This is a genomic window from Actinomycetospora corticicola (assembly GCF_013409505.1).
Lineage (GTDB): Bacteria > Actinomycetota > Actinomycetes > Mycobacteriales > Pseudonocardiaceae > Actinomycetospora > Actinomycetospora corticicola.
On the sequence record NZ_JACCBN010000001.1, the window covers coordinates 1,770,449 to 1,791,420 of the forward strand.

General features: G+C 73.7%; 23 protein-coding genes. 9 read left to right on the forward strand and 14 right to left on the reverse strand.

The window, feature by feature from the left end:
* Positions 1-11: 11 nt before the first annotated feature.
* From BJ983_RS08425 to BJ983_RS08450, 6 genes are all read right to left on the reverse strand, one after another.
* Positions 12-482 (reverse strand): SRPBCC family protein, encoded by a 471-nt coding sequence (locus BJ983_RS08425; protein WP_179793400.1) that lies wholly within the window; start codon positions 480-482, stop codon positions 12-14.
* Positions 479-1,348, reverse strand: coding sequence for an acyl-CoA thioesterase family protein (locus BJ983_RS08430; RefSeq protein WP_179793401.1), 870 nt, complete (start codon positions 1,346-1,348; stop codon positions 479-481). The genes BJ983_RS08425 and BJ983_RS08430 overlap by 4 nt, the downstream gene beginning before the upstream one ends.
* Before the next feature lie 94 nt (positions 1,349-1,442).
* Positions 1,443-1,859, reverse strand: coding sequence for a hypothetical protein (locus BJ983_RS08435; RefSeq protein WP_179793402.1), 417 nt, complete (start codon positions 1,857-1,859; stop codon positions 1,443-1,445).
* Between the two features lie 211 nt (positions 1,860-2,070).
* Complete coding sequence (locus tag BJ983_RS08440; RefSeq protein ID WP_179793403.1) at positions 2,071-2,346, reverse strand: FeoC-like transcriptional regulator; 276 nt, start codon at positions 2,344-2,346, stop codon at positions 2,071-2,073.
* Positions 2,343-4,481 carry a ferrous iron transport protein B gene (gene feoB / locus BJ983_RS08445; protein ID WP_179793404.1) on the reverse strand — a complete coding sequence of 713 codons (2,139 nt, stop codon included), beginning with the start codon at positions 4,479-4,481 and terminating at the stop codon, positions 2,343-2,345. The genes BJ983_RS08440 and feoB overlap by 4 nt, the downstream gene beginning before the upstream one ends.
* On the reverse strand, positions 4,474-4,731 hold the full coding sequence (locus BJ983_RS08450; protein WP_179793405.1) for a FeoA family protein: 258 nt from the start codon (positions 4,729-4,731) through the stop codon (positions 4,474-4,476). Before BJ983_RS08450 ends, feoB begins: the two co-directional genes overlap by 8 nt.
* A gap of 225 nt (positions 4,732-4,956) precedes the next feature.
* On the opposite strand from BJ983_RS08450, the gene BJ983_RS08455 reads away from it, so the two are divergent.
* Positions 4,957-5,688 (forward strand): VIT1/CCC1 transporter family protein, encoded by a 732-nt coding sequence (locus BJ983_RS08455; protein ID WP_179793406.1) that lies wholly within the window; start codon positions 4,957-4,959, stop codon positions 5,686-5,688.
* A 71-nt stretch (positions 5,689-5,759) separates the two neighbouring features.
* Positions 5,760-7,139 carry an 8-oxoguanine deaminase gene (locus BJ983_RS08460; RefSeq protein ID WP_343053898.1) on the forward strand — a complete coding sequence of 460 codons (1,380 nt, stop codon included), beginning with the start codon at positions 5,760-5,762 and terminating at the stop codon, positions 7,137-7,139.
* Positions 7,140-7,155: 16 nt separating this feature from the next.
* Here the strand turns inward: BJ983_RS08460 and BJ983_RS08465 are convergent, their stop codons facing one another.
* The 3 genes from BJ983_RS08465 to BJ983_RS08475 all read right to left on the reverse strand — a co-directional run bounded on the left by BJ983_RS08465 (position 7,156) and on the right by BJ983_RS08475 (position 10,264).
* Positions 7,156-8,715, reverse strand: a complete 1,560-nt coding sequence (locus BJ983_RS08465) for a uracil-xanthine permease family protein (protein WP_179793407.1) — start codon at positions 8,713-8,715, stop codon at positions 7,156-7,158.
* 137 nt (positions 8,716-8,852) lie between these two features.
* A complete protein-coding gene (locus BJ983_RS08470) occupies positions 8,853-9,623 on the reverse strand; it encodes a helix-turn-helix domain-containing protein (RefSeq protein WP_246325553.1) in 771 nt (256 codons plus the stop codon).
* Positions 9,624-9,673: 50 nt separating this feature from the next.
* A complete protein-coding gene (locus BJ983_RS08475; protein WP_179793408.1) occupies positions 9,674-10,264 on the reverse strand; it encodes a TetR/AcrR family transcriptional regulator in 591 nt (196 codons plus the stop codon).
* A 92-nt stretch (positions 10,265-10,356) separates the two neighbouring features.
* Between BJ983_RS08475 and BJ983_RS08480 the strand changes: the two genes are divergently transcribed.
* Positions 10,357-11,862, forward strand: coding sequence for a CocE/NonD family hydrolase (locus BJ983_RS08480; RefSeq protein ID WP_179793409.1), 1,506 nt, complete (start codon positions 10,357-10,359; stop codon positions 11,860-11,862).
* 43 nt (positions 11,863-11,905) lie between these two features.
* Positions 11,906-12,619: a hypothetical protein gene (locus tag BJ983_RS08485; RefSeq protein WP_179793410.1), complete on the forward strand. Its 714-nt coding sequence runs from the start codon at positions 11,906-11,908 to the stop codon at positions 12,617-12,619.
* 84 nt (positions 12,620-12,703) lie between these two features.
* On the opposite strand, the gene BJ983_RS08490 is transcribed toward BJ983_RS08485, so the two are convergent.
* On the reverse strand, positions 12,704-13,459 hold the full coding sequence (locus BJ983_RS08490) for a DUF2071 domain-containing protein (RefSeq protein ID WP_179793411.1): 756 nt from the start codon (positions 13,457-13,459) through the stop codon (positions 12,704-12,706).
* A 41-nt stretch (positions 13,460-13,500) separates the two neighbouring features.
* Between BJ983_RS08490 and BJ983_RS32170 the strand changes: the two genes are divergently transcribed.
* Positions 13,501-14,115, forward strand: coding sequence for a methyltransferase domain-containing protein (locus BJ983_RS32170; protein WP_179793412.1), 615 nt, complete (start codon positions 13,501-13,503; stop codon positions 14,113-14,115).
* Positions 14,116-14,134: 19 nt separating this feature from the next.
* Complete coding sequence (locus BJ983_RS08500) at positions 14,135-14,926, forward strand: DUF427 domain-containing protein (protein WP_179793413.1); 792 nt, start codon at positions 14,135-14,137, stop codon at positions 14,924-14,926.
* Here the strand turns inward: BJ983_RS08500 and BJ983_RS08505 are convergent.
* The 4 genes from BJ983_RS08505 to BJ983_RS08520 form a co-directional block, all read right to left on the reverse strand.
* Positions 14,898-15,470, reverse strand: coding sequence for a mycothiol transferase (locus BJ983_RS08505; RefSeq protein WP_179793414.1), 573 nt, complete (start codon positions 15,468-15,470; stop codon positions 14,898-14,900). The genes BJ983_RS08500 and BJ983_RS08505 overlap by 29 nt on opposite strands.
* A gap of 120 nt (positions 15,471-15,590) precedes the next feature.
* On the reverse strand, positions 15,591-16,076 hold the full coding sequence (locus tag BJ983_RS08510; protein ID WP_246325554.1) for a MarR family winged helix-turn-helix transcriptional regulator: 486 nt from the start codon (positions 16,074-16,076) through the stop codon (positions 15,591-15,593).
* Positions 16,077-16,182: 106 nt separating this feature from the next.
* Entirely contained in the window at positions 16,183-17,118 is a 936-nt protein-coding gene (gene coaA / locus BJ983_RS08515) for a type I pantothenate kinase (protein ID WP_179793415.1), read from the reverse strand.
* A 67-nt stretch (positions 17,119-17,185) separates the two neighbouring features.
* Positions 17,186-17,917 (reverse strand): SDR family NAD(P)-dependent oxidoreductase, encoded by a 732-nt coding sequence (locus BJ983_RS08520; protein ID WP_179793416.1) that lies wholly within the window; start codon positions 17,915-17,917, stop codon positions 17,186-17,188.
* A 70-nt stretch (positions 17,918-17,987) separates the two neighbouring features.
* Here BJ983_RS08520 and BJ983_RS08525 point away from each other — a divergent pair, with 70 nt between their 5' ends.
* Genes BJ983_RS08525 through BJ983_RS08535 form a run of 3 tightly spaced genes read left to right on the forward strand, consistent with a single transcriptional unit; the run spans position 17,988 to position 20,960 of the window.
* Positions 17,988-18,452, forward strand: a complete 465-nt coding sequence (locus BJ983_RS08525) for a TIGR03618 family F420-dependent PPOX class oxidoreductase (protein WP_179793417.1) — start codon at positions 17,988-17,990, stop codon at positions 18,450-18,452.
* A 10-nt stretch (positions 18,453-18,462) separates the two neighbouring features.
* Positions 18,463-19,821 carry a CNNM domain-containing protein gene (locus BJ983_RS08530; protein WP_179793418.1) on the forward strand — a complete coding sequence of 453 codons (1,359 nt, stop codon included), beginning with the start codon at positions 18,463-18,465 and terminating at the stop codon, positions 19,819-19,821.
* Positions 19,818-20,960, forward strand: coding sequence for a CNNM domain-containing protein (locus BJ983_RS08535; protein WP_179793419.1), 1,143 nt, complete (start codon positions 19,818-19,820; stop codon positions 20,958-20,960). The genes BJ983_RS08530 and BJ983_RS08535 overlap by 4 nt, the downstream gene beginning before the upstream one ends.
* Positions 20,961-20,972 lie beyond the last annotated feature (12 nt).

Genomic DNA, 20,972 nt, shown 5'->3' on the forward strand with positions numbered 1-20,972 from the left:
TCACGGGTGTCTCACCGGTACCCGCGGCGCACGACGCGCTCCAGGATCCCCAGCGTCCCCTTCAGCGCCTGCTCCGAGATGATCGGGAAGACGTTCTTCTCGCGCCACTCCGGTCGGATGTCCGACCAGTCGTAGTACGAGGTGACGAGCGTGCCCTCGTCCTGCGCCGCCAGGCGGTAGCCGTAGACGTGGCCGATGGACGGCCGCACCGTGCCCTCGATGGTCCAGGCGATCTCGCGGTCGGGCTCGAGGACGGAGATCGTCACCGTCACGTCGTAGCGCCCGAGCGGGACGTCGCCGAGGGCCTCGCGGTCCATGTGGACGACGAAGGTGTCGCCGACGGCGCCGACCCGCTCCCCCGTCGCGTCCATCAACATCCCCGAGCTGTCGATCGCGACGTGCCCGACGGGGTCGGTGAGCACGGCGAAGATCGACGCCGGGTCGGCGGGGATCGTGCGGGAGACCTCGATGCGGTCGGTCATCCGGTGATCATGCGCCACGCGTCCAGCGCGGTCGCGTCGAGCTCGCCGCGCGGGCCGGCGGCGTCGGCCAGCCCCACGCAGCGGTCGCCCAGGAACACCCCGAGGCCGTAGCTGACGGTGTCGTCGTCCACCCCGAGCACGGCCACGCCGATCTCGTACTGGGCCGGGTAGCCGACCTCGGCCACGTACTGCACGCGGTAGGCCGACGGCGCGAGCTCCGGCGGCGGGCCGCCCCAGCCCGGCGTCAGGAGCTCGTCGTGCAGGGCGGCGACGCCGTCGGCGTACCAGCTGACGAGGGTCACGTTGTTGACGTGCCGGTTGGTGTCGATGTCGCCCACGCGCGCCCGCAGCGTCACGGCGAACGGGTACGACGACCGGTCCCGCCGGTCCGGGCCGGGCTGGTACGCCGCCGGGGCGTCCGGCTCGTCGAGGACCAGGCCGGCGAGGTCGGAGCGCAGCGCGTCGGGCAGGTGGGCCGGCCCGGCCTCGGTCGCGAACACGGTGACGGTGCTGCCGAGCGCGACGCAGTCCTCGTCGCGGAACACGGCGTAGCCGTAGGTGAACGATGCGCCGCCCACGCGCCGCACGCCGACCCCGATGCGGTACTTGCCGTCGAAGGCCATGCGGTCGAGCCGCTCGACCGACTGCGCGGCGAGCAGGATCCGGAAGGCGCCGAACTCGCCGTCCTCGATCAGCCGCCGGAAGGCCGGCAGCTCCTGCCCCACGCGGGCGTCCTCGAACCAGCGGACCAGGCCGGTGGCCGAGATGTGGCCGTCGGGCCCCAGGTCGGAGTACCGGGGCGCGACGTCCCGCAGGACCGGGTAGGCCGCCGGGTGGGTCAGTGCCGCCGGGTGGGATACGGGCATGCGGCCCATCGTGGCCGTCACGGGTGGTGCCTGGCCGTCCGCCCCGGTGCGCGTCACAGGCCGGACGGGTCACACCCGGACCGCACACCTCCCGTCAGACCAGGCGCACCACCCCCGCCGACGTCGCGGTGAAGACGCCGCGCTGGACCACTCCACGGGCCTCGCACATCGCGACGAGCGCCTCGGCCCAGTCACGGTCGGCGGGGTGCACGGTCGCCGGGCCGAACCGTTCGAGCACGAAGACCACCGACCCGGGCCCGGCCGCGGTGCCCAGCCGCGGGAGCATCTCGGAGAGCAGCCGGCCGAGCCCGACCACGAGGTCACCGGGCAGGTACGGCACGTCGTGGACGGGGACGAGCAGCGGCGGTTGCCGCCGGTCGCCGTCGAGGGGGACGAGCCAGAGCGTGCGGTCCTCCCGCGCGGCGCCCACGAGGGACTCCACCCGGTCGCGCACGTCGTCGTCGGTCAGCAGCGGCGGGAGGTCCGGCGCCGGAGGCATCAGGTCGGTCATGACGACGAGCGTGACCTCCCGCGGTCGCCCGCGGGGGCGGTTCGGGAGAACCCGTCGGACCCGGTTCCGCGAGGGTCACATCAGGCAGGATTTCGGCGCCCGGAACCTGTCTGACGTGCATCTCGCGAGCCGGGCCGGCGGACCTGCCGTCGAGAAGGCGGCGATTCTGGCGTCCAGTGACAGCAACGACGCTTTCCTGGCATCGAAGCCCTCAGCCCGGGGGCCGCACGCTGATCGCCAGCAGCACGGGACGGCCGTCCCCCGTCCCGCAGCCCGGCGCCCCGTGGTCCCCCGAGGGGCACGAGCCGCACCCGCCGGACGAGCAGGCGGCGCTCAGGTCGGCCACGTCGAGCCGGCCCTTGCGGACCCAGTGGTCGACCATCGCCGACGCCTCGTCGCGGGAGACCCCGACCCGGCGGGCGAGGTCGTCGAGCCCCCGGGCCCGCCCGGTCCGGACCTCCTCCAGCACCTGACGCAGCGCGCTCACGAGAACAGGACCCCGATCTGGAAGACCGCCACCGCGAGCACCCAGGCCACGGCGAGCTGCATGACGACGCCGGCCGCGGTCCAGCGGGAGCCGATCTCCTGGCGCTGCGCGGCGATCGTGGTCATGCACGGCGTGTAGGCCAGCAGGAACACCATGAAGGCCAGCACGGCCGCGACGACGTGGCCGCCGGAGGTGGCGGTGAAGGTGTCCCGCAGCGCCGGGCCGAGCGCGCCCGCCTGGTGCACGTCGGACGGTTCCTCGGCGGAGTAGGTCTGCGCCGTGGTGGCGACGACCGCCTCCTTCGCCACGAACCCGGTGATCAGCGCGGCCGAGGCGTGCCAGTCGTCGAAGCCGGCCGGGGCGAACACCGGCGCCACCGCGCGGGAGACCGAGCCGAACAGGCTCTGCTCCGGGGCGACGTGACCGAAGGACGATCCCGCGTCCGCCCCCGGCGCCGCGATCGAGGAGAGCAGCCAGACCACGGTCACCGTGGCGACGATGATCCCGCTCGCCGTCCGCAGGAACGCCCGCAGCTTCTGCCACGTCTGCATCGCCGTGACCCGCAGCGCCGGCCGTCGGTAGGGCGGCAGCTCGAGGAGCAGCGGTTCGTGGGCGAGGTCGCGGAACAGCACCTTCCGCAGCACCCAGCCCATGCCGACGACCAGGACGATCGACAGCACGTACATCCCGAACACCATGGTCCCGGCCTGGTCGCCGAAGAAGATGCCCGCGAGCAGCACGTACACCGTGAGCCGGGCGGAGCAGGAGACGAACGGGATGATCAGCCCCATGAGCAGCCGCTGGCGCGGGTTGCGCAGGATGCGCGTGCCGGCGAGGGCGGGCACGTTGCACCCGAAGCCCACGATGATCGGCAGGAACGCCTTGCCGGGCAGGCCCATCAGCCGCATCAGCCGGTCCACCACGAAGGCCGCCCGGGCCATGTAGCCGGAGTCCTCCAGCACGGCGAGCAGCACGAACATGATCGCCATGAGCGGCGCGAAGCTGAGCAGCTGCCCGACGCCCGACACGAGGCCGTCCTGTACGAGCCCGTCGAGCCACTCCGGGGCCGAGACCGCTCCGAGCACCCACCCGAGGCCGTCGGAGACGGGTCCGTCGAAGAGGCCCTGCACGGCATCCTGCAGCGGCGCGGCGATCGAGGTGGTCGCCTCGAAGACGCCCCACATGACGGCGAGGAAGATCGGCAGCCCGAGGAAGCGGGAGGTGAGGACGCGGTCGGCGCGGTCGGACCAGGTGACGCGGTCGCCCCGACGACGCACGGCGGTCGCGAGGACGCGGTGGGCCCAGGCGTAGCGCGCCTCGGCCACCAGCAGCTCGACCTCCTCGGCGACGTCCTCGGCCGGGGTGTCCGGCGCCACGAGGTCCGCCGCGAGGTCCGCGGCCGCGCCGTCGGCCGCTTCCAGCGCCGCGAGCGCCCGCCAGCGTCCCGCCGGGTCCTCGGTCGCGAGCGCGGCGACCGCGGCGTCGAGCTCGGCGCCGAGGGTGGGCACGACGAGCGGGCGCGGGTCGGCGAGGGCGCCGGCGACCACGCCGGCGAGCACGTCGACGCCCTGGCCGCTGCGGGGCACCACGGGGACGACGGGGACCCCGAGCGCCGCCGCCAGGGCCTCGGGGTCGACCTCGACCCCGCGGGCCCGCGCGACGTCGACCATCGTCAGCGCCACGACCACCGGCGCTCCGGTGTCGGCGATCTGGGCGGCGAGGTAGAGGTTGCGGGTCAGGTTCGACGCATCGAGGACGGCCACGACGAGCTCCGGGCACCGGTCGGCGTCGACCAGCAGCTCCCGGGTCAGCTCCTCGTCCGGCGAGTCGGGCACCAGGCTGTAGGTGCCGGGCAGGTCGACCAGCCCGACGGCGGGTCCGGAGCCCGGCCGCCACTCCCCCGACGCGACCGCGACCGTCTTCCCCGGCCAGTTCCCGACGTGCTGCCGGGCGCCGGTGAGGGCGTTGAACAACGTCGACTTCCCGACGTTGGGGTTGCCGACGAGCACCACGCGGGCCGCACCGGCCGGGGCGTCGTCGGAGCCGTCGACGCAGCACGGCTTCTCCAGCAGCAGCGCCGCCGCTCCGCGGTCCCGACGGCGGACCCGGGTCCGGTGCTCGGTCACCTCAGTCATGTCCGGCCACCCACAGCTCCTCCGCACCCGCACGGTCGATGGCGACCCGGGCGTCGGCGTTGACCCCGACGACCAGGCCTCCGGCGCCCCGTCCGACCACCTCGACGGCCGCGCCCGGGACGAAGCCCAGCTCCGCCAGCCGGCGGCGCCGCGGCCCCGCCGCCCGGACGGCACGCAGGACACCCCTCGTGCCCACCGGCCACTGGTCGAGGGGACGGACCGTCGCGTCGGTGATCTCCGGAACTCGCATCGGGAACGGAGGTTAGCCTCGCCTATTCGACGTCGTCGAGCACGAGTCGGAATTGCCCCGGGAATTGCCGTCCATCCCGTCGCAGAATCGGAGAAATAGCTCGGAAGCGACATATTCCCGACGACGGGCGGAGGGCGCAGGCCAGCCTGGGCTCGGATTCCGGGCGAACCAGGCAAGCCTCGCTTACCTGGCAGACCACGCCCGACGTTGCTTGACTCTGGAGTCGTGAGCGAGGAGAGCGCCGAGGTCCTGCCGACCCACACCGACGAGCCGCACGTCGAGCAGAACGAGAACCGGCTCAACCGGCTGCGGGCCGGGGTGCTCGGCGCGAACGACGGGATCGTGTCGGTCGCCGGCATCGTCGTCGGCGTCGCCGGCGCGACGATCGAGACCGGTCCGATCCTGACGGCGGGGGTGGCCGGCCTGGTCGCCGGCGCGGTGTCCATGGCGCTCGGCGAGTACGTGTCGGTGTCGAGCCAGCGGGACGCGGAGAAGTCCCTGCTGGCCAAGGAGCGCCGGGAGCTGGCAGAGGATCCCGACGACGAGCTCGAGGAACTCGCTGCGATCTACCAGGCGAAGGGGCTGGCGCCGGAGACCGCGATGCAGGTGGCACGCGAGCTCACCGAGCACGACGCGTTCGCCGCGCACGTCGAGGCCGAGCTCAAGATCGACCCCGACGACCTCACCAGCCCGACCCAGGCCGCCGTCACCTCGGCGATCGCGTTCACCCTCGGCGGCCTGCTGCCGCTGCTGGCGATCCTGCTCCCGCCCGCGTCGTGGCGGGTGCCGGTCTGCGTCCTCGCCGTCCTGATCGCCCTCGGCCTCGCGGGCTGGGCCGGGGCCCGGCTCGGGGGCGCGGCGCCGGTCAAGGCGGTGCTGCGGGTGGTCGTCGGCGGCGGGCTCGGCCTGGCCGTGACCTACGGCATCGGCATGGCGCTCGGCACCGCGGTGGGCTGAGCGGTCGTGGCGGCCCGACGCTTCGCGGCGACGTAGCGCCGGCGCAACATCACCGCGATGGGATCCGGTCCGTGACCGACGCTGCGGTACCCGCTGACCTCGTCGTCACCGGTGCGGACCTGCTGGTCCTGTGCGACGACGCCGGCCGTGAGCTCCCGGGCGGCTGGGTCGCGATGACGGGCGGCCTCGTCACCGGCGTCGGGACCGGGCCGCCGCCCCCCGCCGTCGAGACCCTCGACGCCACGGGCTGCCTGGTGACGCCCGGGCTGGTGAACACCCACCATCACCTCTACCAGAACCTCACCCGCAGCCACGGACCGGCGATCCGCGGCGGGCTGTTCTCCTGGCTCACCACGCTGTACCCGCTGTGGGCGGGGCTCGACGAGGAGGCGTCCTACCTCGCCGCCCGCGTCGGGCTGGCCGAGCTGGCCCTCGGCGGGTGCACGACCACCACCGACCACCTCTACGTGGCGCCGGCCGGCGGCGGGGATCTGTGGACGGCCGAGATCGTCGCGGCCCGTGAGGCCGGGATGCGGTTCCACCCCACCCGCGGCTCCATGACCCGCTCGGTCGACGACGGCGGGTTGCCGCCACGCTCGGTGGTGCAGGACGACGACACCGTGCTCGCCGACTCCGAACGCCTCGTCGCGGCCCACCACGACCCCTCCCCCGCCTCGATGTGCCGGGTCGCGCTCGCGCCGTGCTCGCCGTTCAGCGTGTCCCCCGAGCTCATGACCCGGACCGCGGAGCTCGCCGAGCGGCTCGACGTCCGCCTCCACACCCACCTCGCCGAGGACGCCGACGAGGAGGCCTACTGCCTCGAGACGTTCGGGCGCCGTCCGGTGGAGCACTTCGAGGAGGTGGGCTGGCTGGGCGACCGCAGCTGGGTCGCGCACTGCCTGTTCCCCTCCGACGACGAGATCGCCCGCCTCGGCGCGGCGGGGACCGGTGTCGCCCACTGCCCGTCGTCGAACGCGGTCCTCGGGAACGCCCGGATCTGCCCGGTGCCCGACCTGCGGGCGGCGGGCGCCCCGGTCGGGCTCGGGTGCGACGGCTCGGCGTCGAACGACGCCGCGTCGCTGTGGCTGGAGGCCCGGCAGGCCCTGCTCGTCGGCCGGCTCCGGGCCGGTCCCGCGGCCATGAGCGCCCGGGACGTGCTCACCCTGGCGACCCGTGACGGGGCCCGCTGTCTCGGGCGGGACGGGGAGATCGGACAGCTCACCGTCGGTGCGGCGGCCGACCTCGTCGTCTGGCCACGGACCGGCCTCGCCCACGCCGGTGCCCTGACCGACCCGGTCGAGGCCTGGCTGCGGTGCGGCCCGACGGCCGCCCGCGACACCGTCGTCGCGGGGCGCTTCGTCGTCCGGGACGCCCGGCCGGTCGCCACCGACCTCGACGACGTCCTGGTGCGCCACCGCCGCGCGGCGGAGCGCATCCAGGGCGTCGGCTGAGCGCGGCGACTCCCCCTCAGGCGCGGTGGCGGGCCACGCCGTCCTCGGACTCCCGCGGTGCCGGCGCCGTCGCCCCCTCGTCGGGCGGCGCTCCCCCGGTCACCGCGCCGGCCTGCACCGCCTCCTCGACGGCCCCGACGCGCCGCGGGACGTTCGGCAGCCAGTGGTTGAACACGAGGTTCAGCACGAACACCACGATCACCGTGGAGGTGATCGAGGACCCGAAGATCACCTGGAAGTCGGCGGAGAAGTGCTGGTAGAACTTCGGCTGGATCGTCGGGATCAGGCCGACCGAGAACGACACGGCGATGATCAGCAGGTTGTGGTTGTTCGGCCCGCCGAAGGTCACCTTGTGCAGGGTCTGGATGCCGACCGCGGTGACCATCGCGAACATGACGGTGGCCGCCCCGCCCACCACGGGCCCGGGCAGCGCCGCCACCACCGCGCCGACCTTGGGCACCAGGCCGAGGATCACCAGCCCGATCCCGCAGACCGTGACCACCCACCGGCTCCGGACGTTCGTCATGCTCACCAGGCCGACGTTCTCGGCGTAGGCGGTGTCGGGGAACGAGTTCATGAAGCCCGCGAGGAAGGCCGACAGCCCGTCCACGGCGAGGCCGCGGGCGAGGTCGTTCGGGCGGAGGTCGCGGCCGGTCAGCTCACCGACCGCGAGCATGTCGGCGGTCGACTCGACGTAGGTCACCAGCATGACGATGCACATCGAGATGATCGCCGCGGCGGCGAACTTCGGCGGCCCGAAGTGGAACGGCGGGGCAATGCCGAACCAGCCGCTGGAGCCGACCGAGGAGAAGTCGACCAGGCCCATCGGGACGGCGATCATCGTGCCGAGGACGATCGCGATGAGGACCGAGGTCTGGCCCAGGAAGCCCCGCAGGAAGCGGGCGAACACCACGATCATGAGCACGACCACGCCGGCGAGCACGATGTGCGAGACCTGGCCCGCGTCGGGGTTGGTGACCATGGCGACCGAGCCGTCGTCGCCGAGGAAGGGCTGCCCCGCCGCGTTCAGTTCGGGGATCTCCGGGGTGAAGGTGGACGTCTTGTCGCCCGCGATGAGCCCGATGTTGGCCCCGATCAGGGAGAGCCCGATCATCGCGATGACCGTGCCGGTCACCAGGGGCGGGAAGTAGCGGATCACCATGGAGAACGGCTTGGCGATGATCAGGCCGAAGATGCCGGCGATGATCATCGCGCCGTAGACGTAGGGCAGTCCGTCCCGGCCGCCGTACGAGTTCGCGATGATGATCATCGGGTTGAGGACGGTGAAGGTGGCCCCGGCGACCACGGGCAGCCGCACGCCGAGGATCCGGCCGATGCCGGCGGACTGGATGATCGAGGCGATTCCGCACACCAGCAGGTCGGCGCTGACGAGGACCGCGATGTCCGACTCGTCGAGCCCGACGGCCGGGCCGACGATGAGGGGCACCGCGATCGCGCCGGCGTACATGATGAACAGGTGCTGCAGTCCGAGGACGATCAGCCGCGGCAGTGGCAGCACCTCGTCCACGGGGTGGACCGGTGGGCTCTGGTCGTCGGTCCGGGTCGGTGAGGCCATGTCGTCTCCCGGTCACGCCTGGGCACCCGGGGGGGCGGGTGCGCGGACCCCGAACATGACGAGGTGCTGTGACGGCCGTGAGGCGGGGATGTGTCGAGCGGGACAGATGTTGCGATCACCGTGACGATTCGCCGCATTCATCCGAATTCGCGGGCCAGGACGTCGCGCGTGTGCTCGTCGGCGGGCACGAAGGACTCGATCGACAATTCGTCCAGGGTGACGTCGAACGCCGCGCCGAAATGCGTGATCGTCGAGTAGAAGGACAGGTCGCCGAACTGCGGGTGACCGAGGTGCAGCGGCAGCATGAGCTGCGCCGCGCGGTCGAGGACCCGCACCGACCCGGCGTCGGGAGCTACCCAGGGCCGGACCTCCGCCCGCAGCGCGACCAGCCGCGGGTCGCCGGTCAGGTCGACGAGGCGGTCGAGCCGGTGCAGCAGGTGGGCCGACCACTGCGCCCGGTTGCGGACGTCGAGCACGTCCGGGTGCAGGGCGAGGCGGTAGACGTTGAGCGGCGGCGCGAGCCAGGCCTCGTCGACGCCCGCGAGCAGCACCGCGACCGACCGGTTGGCGAGCACCACGTCGCCCCGCCGGTCGAGGACCAGCGCCGGGTAGGGCTCGTGCCCGGTCACCAGGTGCTCCAGCGCCGTGCGCACGCCGGACAGGTCGTCCAGCGCCGACTCCGCGTAGCTCGGCGCGTAGCCCGCCGCGAGCAGCAGCGCGTTGCGTTCCCGCAGGGGTACCTCGAGCCGGGTCGCCAGGTCCAGCAGCAGCGCCCGGCTGGCCTGCGCCTTGCCCGTCTCGACGAAGCTGAGGTGCCGGGTGGAGACGTTCGCCTCCAGCGCGAGGTCCATCTGGCTGCGCCGACGGCGGGTGCGCCAGCCCCTGAGCATCGTCCCGGCGGTGGTCATGGCCGCAGACGCTAGGACTCCGGTGGTCACCGCAGCCATGACCTCGGAGGTCATGACGATGGGCCGATCCCCCGCAGCAGCGCGTCCACGAGGCGCCGCGCCCGCGCGCCGTCGACGGGTTCCCGGGCCAGCAGCAGCCGGAAGTGCACCGGGCCGACGAGCATCTCGACCGCCAGGCGCGGGTCGACCGTGTCCGGCAGCTCCCCGCGCTCGATCGCGCGCGTGACCATGGCGACCGAGCCCGCGGACCGCTCCGCCCAGAAGCGTGCGCGGGCCTCGGCCATCGCGGGCCGGTCGTCGCCGAGGGCGAGGACCTGGTCGAGCGCCCGCCCCACCGGCGTGGCCAGGAACGACGCGAGCGCGACGGCGTAGGTGACGAGGTCGTCGCGCAGGCGCCCGGTGTCGGGCACCCGCAGCTCGTGCTCGGTGGTCCGCAGCAGCGCGTCGAGGAGGACCCCCTCCCGGCTCCCCCACCGGCGGTAGATCGACGTCTCGTGCACCCCGGCGAGCGTGGCGACGGCCGCGATCCGGAAGTCGGTCAGCCCGCGGGCCAGCAGCACCTGGATCGCCGCGTCGAGGACCGCCGTGCGGACCCGGGCCGACCGGCCACCGGGCCGACGCCGCACCTCCGGAGCGCCCATGCCCGCACACTAACGCAAGTCCACTTGGCTTAGGTGTCACGCCGTGCGCAGACTGACGGCACCGTCCCGGTGGAGAAGAGGGAGCCAGCACCATGCGCATCGAGCGGGACATCGCCGTCCCCACCCGCGACGGGACCCCCGTCGTCGTCGACGTCTTCCGTCCCGACGAGGACGGTCCGGTCCCGGTGATCGCGTCGATCAGCCCGTACGGCAAGGGCGTGCACTGGCCCGAGCGCTACCCGCAGTACGAGCACGTCCCGCACCACGAGCACATGGTCTGGGAGACCCCGGACCCGGTGTGGTGGACCGACCGCGGCTACGCCGTGCTGCGCGCCGACACGCGGGGCACCGGCGCGTCGCCGGGGCGCCTCGACCTCTACGGCCGGCAGGACGCCGAGGACTTCCACGACGTGATCGAGTGGGCGGGGACGCAGCCCTGGTCCACCGGGAAGGTCGCCTCCAGCGGGATCTCCTGGCTCGCGATGATGGGGTGGCGGGCGGCGGCCCTGCGGCCGCCGCACCTGGCTGCGGTGATCGCGTGGGAGGGCTCCACCGACTTCTACCGCGAGGCCGCCTACCAGGGCGGGCTCTACACCCACGGCTTCATCGACTTCTGGTGGGCCCGTCAGATCGAGCCGCAGCGCACCGGGGCCGAGGGGGACGACTGGCGCGAGGTGCTGCCGGCCCACCCCCTGCTCGACGACTACCACCGTGCCCGGACGACCGACCTGGAGAACATCACCGTCCCGCTGCTCTCCGGCGCGAACTGGGGCGGGGTCCAGCTGCACCTGCGCGGCAACGTCGAGGGCTGGCGCCGGGCCGCGTCGGAGCACAAGTGGCTCGTCGCCTTCACCGGCACCCACATCGACCCCTACTACGAGGACTGGGCGCTGGAGCTGCAGGAACGGTTCCTCGACCGTTTCCTCAAGGGGGAGGCCGACCGCATGGACGGGGTCGCCCCGGTGCGGCTCGCGATCCGGCACGGCCGGGAGACCACCTGGCGCGACACCACCGACCTCCCGCTGCCGGGGACCGACTGGCGCGAGCTGTACCTCGGCGCGGGCACGCTCGGCTTCGACCCCCCGGCGGCCGGCACCGTGCCGTACCCGTCGACGTTCGACACCGACCCGGTCACCGAGCCGCTGGAGCTCACCGGTCCCGTCGCGCTGCGGCTGTGGCTCACCGCGCGGCAGGACGACCTCGACGTGTTCGCCCGGGTGCACCACCTCGACGCGGACGGCGTCCCGATCCCGGCCGTCGGCCCGCAGGGGCAGGACGTCCCGATGGCGATGGGGTGGCTGCGGGCGTCGCACCGTGCGACCGACCCGGAGCGCTCGGAGCCGTACCGCCCCTGGCACCCGCACGACCGGGCGGTCCCGCTCGTCGCGGGCGAGCCCACGCTGCTCGAGGTCGAGATCTGGCCGACCAGCATCACGCTCGCCCCCGGGGAGCGGCTGCGCCTGGAGTTCGCCGTCTCCGACTCCGAGCTGGGCACGATGGCCCACGACCACCCCGATCTGCGTCGGCCCGCCGAGGGCGCCGTCGTGCACGTCGGCGGGGAGCACGCCTCGCACCTGCTCGTGCCGGTGATCGGCTGACCCGACGGTGGGGGCCGGGCGGGTGCAGGGCAGGGTGACGCCCGTGAGCTCCGTGGACCTGGCCGTCGAGATCGCCGCCGACCCGGGGCGGGTGCGGTCCACCCTGGGCGGCGCGCTCGCGGTGTGGCTGCGCCCGATCGGCCTGGAGACCCGGGGCGACGGTGAGACCGTGGTGGTGGTCACCGGGGACGAGCCGGTGCGGATCACCCACCACGACGACGGGCTCGACACCGAGATCGACGAGGGCGGGGCGACCGTCTCCACGGCGTGGACGGTGGCGGGCCGGGCCGACCGGACCACGGTCGTCACCTGCCGCTCCACCGGCGCGGCCGACCCTGCGGCGTTCGGCGAGCGGATGACGACGGTGCTCGTGGCGCTCGCTGCCCACCTCGAGCACTTCCCCGACCCGCCCGGCACCGAGATGCACGCCTGGGGTCCGTCGCGCGGCCGGACCGCGGAGTCCACCGCGGAGCAGGCCCACGCCCGTTTCCTGTCCCAGGTCGGGGTGGTCGCCCCGCGGCAGGAGTTCCACACCTTCCGCGGGCTCCCGGCGATGTCCGGCACGTGCCTGGAGCGCCGCGGCGGCCGGCACCACAGCGCCGCGGTGATCCTCCTCGACGACCCGCTGCCCGGCGTCGCGGTGTTCGCCACGAGCGGCGCGCCCCCGGTCCACGAGATCCGCGCCCTGCTGTTCGGCGACGAGACGGTGGCCGAGCGTCTCCAGGCCCAGTGGGCGGCCTGGCTCGCGGCCGCCTGACCCGGCCCGACCCGTCGTCGGGAAGCCGATCGGGGGGAACCGTGAGGGGAGGATTCGAGCGCCCTTGTGGCGCGGGGGTTCCCCTCACGCGGGACGGGCCGGGGCAGCGGGGGCCGGCGACGGGCGCCCGCCCGGCACCCCGAAGCGGACCGAGACGCCCGGCGACCAGTGCACGAGGTCCGGCGCCCGCCCCGCGAGCTGCGGGAAGCCGGCCGCCGCGACCAGCTCGTCGTCGAACGCGGTGAGCTCGGCGCGGCGCAGCGGCCAGGGCTCGTGGACGTTCGGCACGTACAGCGGCACCCCGAGGTGCCGCTCGTGCAGGCCCCAGCGGGCGGTGAGGAACGTCGTCAGGTCGTCCTCCGCCGGCTCGCCGGGCCGGACCCGGACGACGCTGCGGTGCCCGCCGACCATCGTCGTGGCCCGGTAGGTCAGCTCGCCGTCGGCGTGCCGGAACGCCATCCGCGCCCACCGGTAGGGCAGCCCGAAGGCCGCCTGCGCGCCGAGGACGACGGCGAGCCGGTCGGCGTCGAGCGAGCGGAAGACGATGCCGCGCCGGCCCCGCTCGTCGACGGTGTACAGCCGGACGTTGGTCTCGAGGAAGGTCCCGAAGAACGGGATCGACGGCCCCCGGGAGATCCCGGCGCCGACCATCCGGAACGGGATCAGGCCGACGTAGGTGACCCCGTCGTGGAGGTCGGGGTGGACCCCGGGCGGCAGGAACGGCGCCACCTCGTCGGGCTCCACCGCCCAGTGCAGGAAGGCGGCGTCCTTCCACGACTGCGTCATCATCGTGGGCCCGCGGAAGGGCGGGGCCGTGGCGTCGACCGGCTCGGGGATCACGGGGAGGGAGTGCCCGCGCGGGCGTGCGGGAACATCAGGGTGTGGCCGATACCGACCTCACGTTCCCCCAGGGTTTCTTCGACCGTTCCGACGCCCGGGACGACGCCGTGTTCTACGGCCCGCCGCGGCTGGTGCAGCACATCGACGACGCCGCCGTCGCGACGGTCAGCGCGTTCTACGACGAGGTGGGGGTGGACGGCGACGTCCTCGACCTCATGTCGTCGTGGGTCTCGCACCTCTCGACGCCGCCCCGGCACCTCACCGTGCTCGGCATGAACACCGCCGAGCTGCGCGCCAACACCTGGGCGCACGAGCGGGTGGTGCACGACCTGAACGCCGACCCCCGCCTGCCCTTCGCCGACGCCTCGTTCGACACCGTGGTCTCCACGGTCTCGGTCGACTACCTCACGCGCCCGGTCGAGGTGTTCCGCGAGGTCGCGCGCGTGCTGCGCCCCGGCGGGACCTTCGCGATCGCGTTCTCCAACCGCTGCTTCCCGACGAAGGCGGTGCGCGGCTGGCTCGCCACGGACGACGCCGGGCACGTCCGCATCGTGCGCGACTACTTCACCGCCTCGGGGGCCTTCGGCGAGCCGGTCGACGAGCAGCGGCCCTCCGCGGGCGACCCGGTGTTCACGGTGCGTGCCACGCGCGCGTGAGCAGGTGTACGAAGGGCACATGGCCCTGACGCGCTTCGGCGGACCGTTGTCGAGGAACCTGCCCGAGACCCGCACGTTCACCGTGGAGGGGCCGGCGCACTCGCTGCTCCTCGAGCCCTTCCGCCGGCGCGTCCGGGCCGTGGTCGACGACGTCGTCGTGCTCGACACCGTCGACGGCTTCCTGCTGTTCGAGACCGGTCTGGGCCCGCAGCTCTACGTGCCCGAGGCCGACGTGCGCGCCGACCTGCTCTCCCCGAGCGACACCTCGACGCACTGCCCGTTCAAGGGCGACGCCACCTACCAGCACCTCACGGTCGGCGACCGCACGATCGCCGACGCGGTGTGGAGCTACCCCGACCCGAAGCCGGACGCCCCCTGGCTGGCCGGCCTCGTCGCACTGCCGATGAGCGCCGCCGACCGATGGCTCGACGAGGACGTCGAGGTCCTGGGCCACCTGCCCGACCCCTACCACCGCGTCGACCTGCGTCCGACGAGCCGGCGGGTCACCGTCACCGCCCCGGACGGCACCGTGGTCGCGTCGACGACCGCGGCCGTGCTGCTCGACGAGACCGGGCTCGACGTCCGGTTCTACCTCCGGCCGGAGGACGTGCAGGCCGAGCTCGTCGCGTCGGGCACCACCACGGTCTGCCCCTACAAGGGCGTGTCGACCTACTGGACGGTGCAGAGCGGTGACACCACCGTGGTCGACGGCGCGTGGTCCTACGAGACGCCGCTGGACGAGTCGCGCGGGATCGCGGGGCGGGTGTCGTTCTCGGACGACTTCACCGTGACGGTGGAGGGTCCTCGCTAGCCATCAGGAACTCGCGGAGGGCCTGCGCCTGTCCGGCACGGCGGGCGGTCTCGGTGATGAGGTGGAGCAGGATCCAGCGCAGCTCGATGTGGCCGCGACGATCGTCGCGCACGGCGTCGTCGAGCGACTCGGCCCCCGCGAGCGCGTCCCGGCCCTTCTCGCACACCTCCTGGTAGGCACCGACGAGTGCGGCCGGGTCGTCGAGCTCGGAGAACCGGAACGGCGCGTCGGTGTCGTCGACGTAGCTGAAGGGGTAGGGCGTCCGGCCGCCACGCTCGCCCCAGCGCTCGACCAGCCAGGTGCGCTCCAGGTCCGTGACCAGCCGCACGATGCCGACCAGCGACGCTCCAGACTCGGGCACCCGGCGCCGCAGCGCCCGGTGCGGCAGCCCGTCGAGGGCCAGGACGACCTGCGCGCGGAAGTAGTCCAACCAGCCCTCGAGTGCCTCCCGCTCGTCCGCGACCTGCGGCGGCTGCAGGCGCCGCACGGGCGTCCGGAACACGACGTCGTCGTCGGGGGCGTGCTGGGGCTCGTCGATGCTCACCGTGGTCCCGTGGTCGGGGGTCCCGGGTGGCGGGCGCCGGGACGTGATCGCGGCGGCCCAATATGCCCGGACCGGTCGGTCCCGACAAGACGGCCGCCGGGTGACACCGGGATCACCCGGCTATGACGACGGCAGGGCGACGAGGGCCTCCAGGGCGGGCAGCGCGGCGGCGAGGGCCTCGCGCTGGTCCTCCGGCAGCCGCTCGAGACGCTCGGCCAGCATCGCCGTGCGCTCGGTGCGGAGCCGCTCGATCATCGCCCGGCCGTCCGCCGAGAGCTCCACGAGCGCGGAGCGGGCGTCCTGGGGGTCGGGCGTGCGGACGAGCAGCCCGGCGTCGTCGAGCGCGGCGAGCACGCGGCTCATCGTGGGGGGCGTGACGGCCTCGCGGCGGGCGAGCTCGGAGAGCCGGAGCGGCTCGTGCTCCTCCAGGGTGACCAGCACGGAGGTCTGCAGCGGGGGGAGCACCGCGCCGGAGTCGACGCGGATCCGTCGGTTGAGCCGGCCGACGGCGAGCCGGAGCCGCGCGGGGAGCATCGGGTCGTGCGGATCGGTCCGCTCCCCCACACCCATCGGGGAGGCCGCGAGGTCGGACGAGGTCGTTGCCATACCTCAGCATCCCATCCCCGGGGCCCGGAGGTCACCATCGGGCACGTGTTTCCTGCCGCTTTCGTCCGATTCGCTCCTCTGGCCGTACCCCGTTCGGCCGTGTGGGTCAGAGTTTGCGCAGGCGAATCCGTCGCACGGCGTGATCAGGACCCTTGGTGAGCACGAGTCCGGCCCGCGACCGCGTCGGCGCGATGTTCTCCCGCAGGTTCGGACCGTTGATCTCGTCCCAGATCTGCGAGGCCCGCTCGCGCGCGGCGGTCTCGTCCATCTCGGCGTAGCGACGGAAGTACGACGCCGGGTCGCGGAACGCCGTCTCGCGCAGCGCGAGGAACCGCTCGATGTACCAGCGGCGCACGTCGGTGGGGTGTGCGTCGACGTAGATCGAGAAGTCGATGAGGTCGCTGACGGCGAGCGCGCTCGCCCGCTCCCCCGTCTGCGGCGCGGGCTGGAGCACGTTGAGGCCCTCGAGCACGAGGATGTCCGGCCGCGCGACCGGCCGCTGCTCGTCGAGCACGTCGTAGACCAGGTGCGAGTAGACCGGCGCCGGGACCTCGGGCTTGCCGGCCTTGATGTCCGAGACGAAGCGCAGCAGGGCCCGCCGGTCGTAGGACTCCGGGAAACCCTTGCGCGCCATGATCCCGCGCCGCTCCAGCTCGGCGTTCGGGTAGAGGAAGCCGTCGGTGGTCACCAGCGCGACGTTCGGGTGGTCCTCCCACCGGGCGAGGAGCAGGCGCAGCAGCCGGGCGGTGGTCGACTTCCCCACCGACACCGACCCGGCGATCCCGATGACGAAGGGCGTGCGCTCCTCGTCCTGGCGCAGGAACGTCCGGTAGGCCTCGAGCAGGCCGGCGCTGGCGCGTACGTGCAGGTCGAGCAGCCGCGAGAGCGGCAGGTACACGTCGCGGACGTCGTCGAGGTCCACCGGGTCGCCGAGGGAGCGCAGCTCCTCCAGCTCGGCCGCCGTCAGGGGGAGGTCGCCGGACTCGTCCCGGAGGGCCGCCCAGGAGGCGCGGTCGAAGTCGACGAACGGGGACCCGCTCATGAGGTCCCATTCTCGTCACGGCCACCCGGCCGGCCGCCACCGGCTGTCCGCCAGGTCACGGCCTGCATCAATTCCGGTACCCCAGCTGCCGCACCGACTGCACGGCGTACTCGACGACCACCACGGCCGGTGGGAGACCCAGCACGTGGACCACCCCGGCGGCGACGTCGGCGGGGTCGAGGCCCTCGTCGTGCATCCGCTCGCCGAACGTCGCGGCGTTCTCCTGCCCGGCCACGAGGTCGGTGGCGACGAAGCCGGGCGAGACCGTGCTGACCCGCACCCCGCGCGGACCCACCTCCAGGCGCAGCGTCTCGGCCACGGCGTGCGCGGCGTGCTTGCTCGCGGCGTAGACACCGCCCGCGGCCGAGGCCACCCGTCGTCCGGACATCGAGGAGATCACGACGACGGTGCCGCCCGGCCCGAGGTGGGGCAGCACGGCCCGCGCCGCGGTGAGCAGGCCGGTCACGTTGACGTCGAGCACGGTCCGCCAGCGCTCCGGGTCGGTCTCCTCGACCGATCCCAGCGCCATGACCCCGGCGGCGAGCACCACGTCGTCGATCCCGCCGAGCCCGTCGGCGACCGCGTGGACCGCGGCGCCGATCGACTGCGGGTCGGTGACGTCGCCCTCCGCGACCACGGCGGTGTCCCCGAGGGTGTCGGCCAGCTCCGCGAGCCGGTCCCGACGCCGGGCCACGAGACCGAGCCGGGCACCGGCGGCGCCCGCCGCCGTCGCGATGGCCGCACCGATCCCGGACGAGGCGCCGACGACGAGGACCCGGCGTCCGTTGAGGCTCTCCACCCGTCCAGCCTAGTGACGGCCGCCGGGCGCGACGCGCCGTGCCGGGGCACCCGCCCGTAGGCTGACGGCCGTGGCGAACACGGCGACGAACGACCGGGTCGGGCGCGAGGAACTGATCGAGTTCCTGCGCACGCGGCACAAGGCCATCGTGGTGACCCGGCGCGGCGACGGCGGTGACCAGACCTCCCCCGTCACGCTCGGGATCGACGCGGACGGCCGCCTGCTCGTCTCGACCTACCCCGAGCGCGCGAAGGTGAACAACATCCGCAAGGAGCCGCGCGTCGCGATGTGCGTGCTCTCCGACGACTTCGACGGCCCGTGGGTGCACGTCGAGGGCACCGCCGAGGTGCTCGACCTGCCCGACGCCCTCGATCCGCTCTGCGAGTACTTCCGCTCCATCTCCGGGGAGCACTCGGACTGGGACGAGTACAAGGAGGCGATGGCGAAGCAGGGCAAGTGCATCATCCGGCTCACCGTCGAGCACTGGGGCCCGATCGCCACCGGGGGCTTCCCCGCGCGGCTGAACAAGGGATAGCGCTCTTCTCGTGGACGTCCTGCTCTCCGTGCTCGGCCTCGTCGGGGTCGTCGCGGTCACCCTCGGCACGGCGGTGTTCGTCGCGGCCGAGTTCTCCCTGACCACGCTCGAGCGCAGCCAGGTCGACCACCACGCCTCCGAGGTCGGCGACCGGCGGGCCACGGCGGTCGCGAAGGCCCACCGCAACCTGTCCTTCGAGCTCTCCGGCGCGCAGCTCGGCATCACGATCACCACGCTGGTCACCGGCTACATGGCCCAGCCCGCGATCGCGACGCTGATCTCGCCGGTGCTCGAGGACGTCGGGCTGCCCGCGGGCGCGGCGACCGGGACGGCGGCGGTGATCGCGCTGATCCTCGCGACGGCGCTGTCGATGGTGTTCGGCGAGCTGGTGCCGAAGAACCTCGCGATCTCCGACCCGTTGCGGACGGCCCGCGCGGTGGCGGGGGTCCAGGCCGCGTTCTCGAAGGCCCTGGGGTGGTTCATCGGCGGGCTGAACGGGGCGGCGAACTGGATCGTGCGCCGGCTCGGGGTGGAGCCCGCCGAGGAGCTGCGCTCGGCCCGCTCCCCCCAGGAGCTCGGCTCGCTGGTCGCCACCAGCGCCGAGCAGGGCACGATCGACGAGGGCACCGCCGCGGTGCTCACCCGCACCCTGCGCGTGGGCGAGCGCCGGGCGGACGAGCTGATGACCCCGCGCGTGCGGGTGGAGACGCTGTCGACCGACGACACCGTCGACGACCTGCTCGCGGCCGCCGTCCGCACCGGCTACTCCCGGTTCCCGGTGGTCGACGGCGACCTCGACGACGTCCGCGGCGTGGTGCACGTCAAGCAGGCGTTCGCCGAGCCGCGCTCCCGCCGTGGCGGGCAGTTCCTGCGCAACCTCATGCGCACCGCGGTCACCGTGCCCGACTCGCTCGACGGCGACGAGCTGCTCGACCGGCTCCGCGGCACCGGCTTCCAGCTCGCCGTCGTGGTCGACGAGTACGGCGGGGCCGCAGGGATCGTCACGCTGGAGGACCTGGTCGAGGAGATCGTCGGCGACGTCCGCGACGAGCACGACCGCGGCGAGACCGCCCGGTTCCGCGAGACCGGCGACGACACCTGGATCGTCTCGGGCACCCTGCGCCCCGACGAGCTCGCCGAGGTGGCTGGCTGGTCGTTCCCCGACTCCGAGGTCTACGAGACCCTCGCGGGCTTCCTCCTCGCCGAACTGGGCCGCATCCCCTCGGTCGGCGACACCGTGACCCACGACGGCTGGCGGATGGACGTGACCCGCATGGACCGGCGCCGGATCGCGGACGTGCGGATCACGCGGCCGGCCGGGGCGGACACCGCCGCGGATCAGCGCGAGACGGCGGGGATCACACCGTGAACGACTATGTCGCCCTGCTCGCCATGGTGGGCCTGCTGCTCGCCAACGCCTTCTTCGTCGGCGCCGAGTTCGCGCTGATCTCCGCCCGCCGCGACCGGCTCGAGACGATGGTCGACGCGGGCACCGGCGGCGCCGCCACGGTGCTGCGCGCCACCGAGCACCTCTCGATGATGATGGCCGCCGCCCAGCTCGGGATCACGATCTGCTCCCTGGCACTCGGGTCGCTCGGCGAGCCCGCCCTGGCGCACCTGCTCGAGGCGGTGTTCGAGCCGCTCGGGGTGCCGAGCGCGCTGCTGCACCCGATCGCCTTCGTCATCTCCCTGCTGATCGTCACGGTGCTGCACATCGTCATCGGCGAGATGGTCCCGAAGAACATCGCGATCGCCGGCCCGGAGCGCACCTCGGTGTGGCTGGTGCCGCCGCTCGTGGCGTTCCTCAAGGTCGCCCGGCCGATCATCTACCTGCTCAACTGGATCGCCAACCACGTGCTGAAGCTGCTCGGGGTGGAGCCGAAGGACGAGCGCGAGTCGGCCTTCACGCCGTCGGAGATCGCCGAGATGCTCTCGGAGTCCCGGCGGGAGGGGCTGCTGGACGCCTCGCAGACCCGCCGGCTCACGCAGGCCCTCAACACCGCCGAGCGCACGGTGGCCGACGTCCTCATCCCCCGCGAGCGGCTCACCGTGCTCCCGTCGCGCCCCACGGTGGGCGCGCTGGAGGAGGCGGTGGCGAGCACCGGGTTCTCCCGCTACCCCGTGCAGGCGCCCGAGGCGCCGGACGCCCACCCGCGTCTGGACAGCAACGCGCTCCAGCCCGGCACCGCGCCGGTGCTGCCCGAGCGGACCGGGGTGGCGCCGAGCGTCGAGCTGGACGGCTACCTGCACATCAAGGACGTCCTCGACCTCGAGGGCGGGCCGGACCAGGTGGTCCCGGTCGAGCGGGTGCGGGCGCTGCCGCGGGTGACGGTCACCGCGCCCGTCGACGAGGCGCTGGCCTCCATGCGCCGCGAGGGCTCCCACCTCGCCCGCGCGGTGGACTCGGACGGCACCACGGTGGGGGTCGTCGCGCTGGAGGACCTCATCGAGGAGTACGTCGGGACGGTGCGCGACTCGACCCACGCGGCGCGCACCGGCCGCACCTAAGACGTCGGTCGC

Excerpts from the sequence above, each read along its gene's own strand:
- BJ983_RS08430 (WP_179793401.1), bottom strand. The coding sequence starts at position 1,348 with ATGCCCGTATCCCACCCGGCGGCACTGACCCACCCGGCGGCCTACCCG.
- BJ983_RS08425 (WP_179793400.1), bottom strand. The coding sequence starts at position 482 with ATGACCGACCGCATCGAGGTCTCCCGCACGATCCCCGCCGACCCGGCG.
- coaA (WP_179793415.1), bottom strand. The coding sequence starts at position 17,118 with ATGAGCGGGTCCCCGTTCGTCGACTTCGACCGCGCCTCCTGGGCGGCC.
- BJ983_RS08510 (WP_246325554.1), bottom strand. The coding sequence starts at position 16,076 with ATGGCAACGACCTCGTCCGACCTCGCGGCCTCCCCGATGGGTGTGGGG.
- BJ983_RS08465 (WP_179793407.1), bottom strand. The coding sequence starts at position 8,715 with ATGGCCTCACCGACCCGGACCGACGACCAGAGCCCACCGGTCCACCCC.
- BJ983_RS08475 (WP_179793408.1), bottom strand. The coding sequence starts at position 10,264 with ATGGGCGCTCCGGAGGTGCGGCGTCGGCCCGGTGGCCGGTCGGCCCGG.
- feoB (WP_179793404.1), bottom strand. The coding sequence starts at position 4,481 with ATGACTGAGGTGACCGAGCACCGGACCCGGGTCCGCCGTCGGGACCGC.
- BJ983_RS08450 (WP_179793405.1), bottom strand. The coding sequence starts at position 4,731 with ATGCGAGTTCCGGAGATCACCGACGCGACGGTCCGTCCCCTCGACCAG.
- BJ983_RS08480 (WP_179793409.1), top strand. The coding sequence starts at position 10,357 with ATGCGCATCGAGCGGGACATCGCCGTCCCCACCCGCGACGGGACCCCC.
- BJ983_RS08435 (WP_179793402.1), bottom strand. The coding sequence starts at position 1,859 with ATGACCGACCTGATGCCTCCGGCGCCGGACCTCCCGCCGCTGCTGACC.
- BJ983_RS08470 (WP_246325553.1), bottom strand. The coding sequence starts at position 9,623 with ATGACCACCGCCGGGACGATGCTCAGGGGCTGGCGCACCCGCCGTCGG.
- BJ983_RS08500 (WP_179793413.1), top strand. The coding sequence starts at position 14,135 with ATGGCCCTGACGCGCTTCGGCGGACCGTTGTCGAGGAACCTGCCCGAG.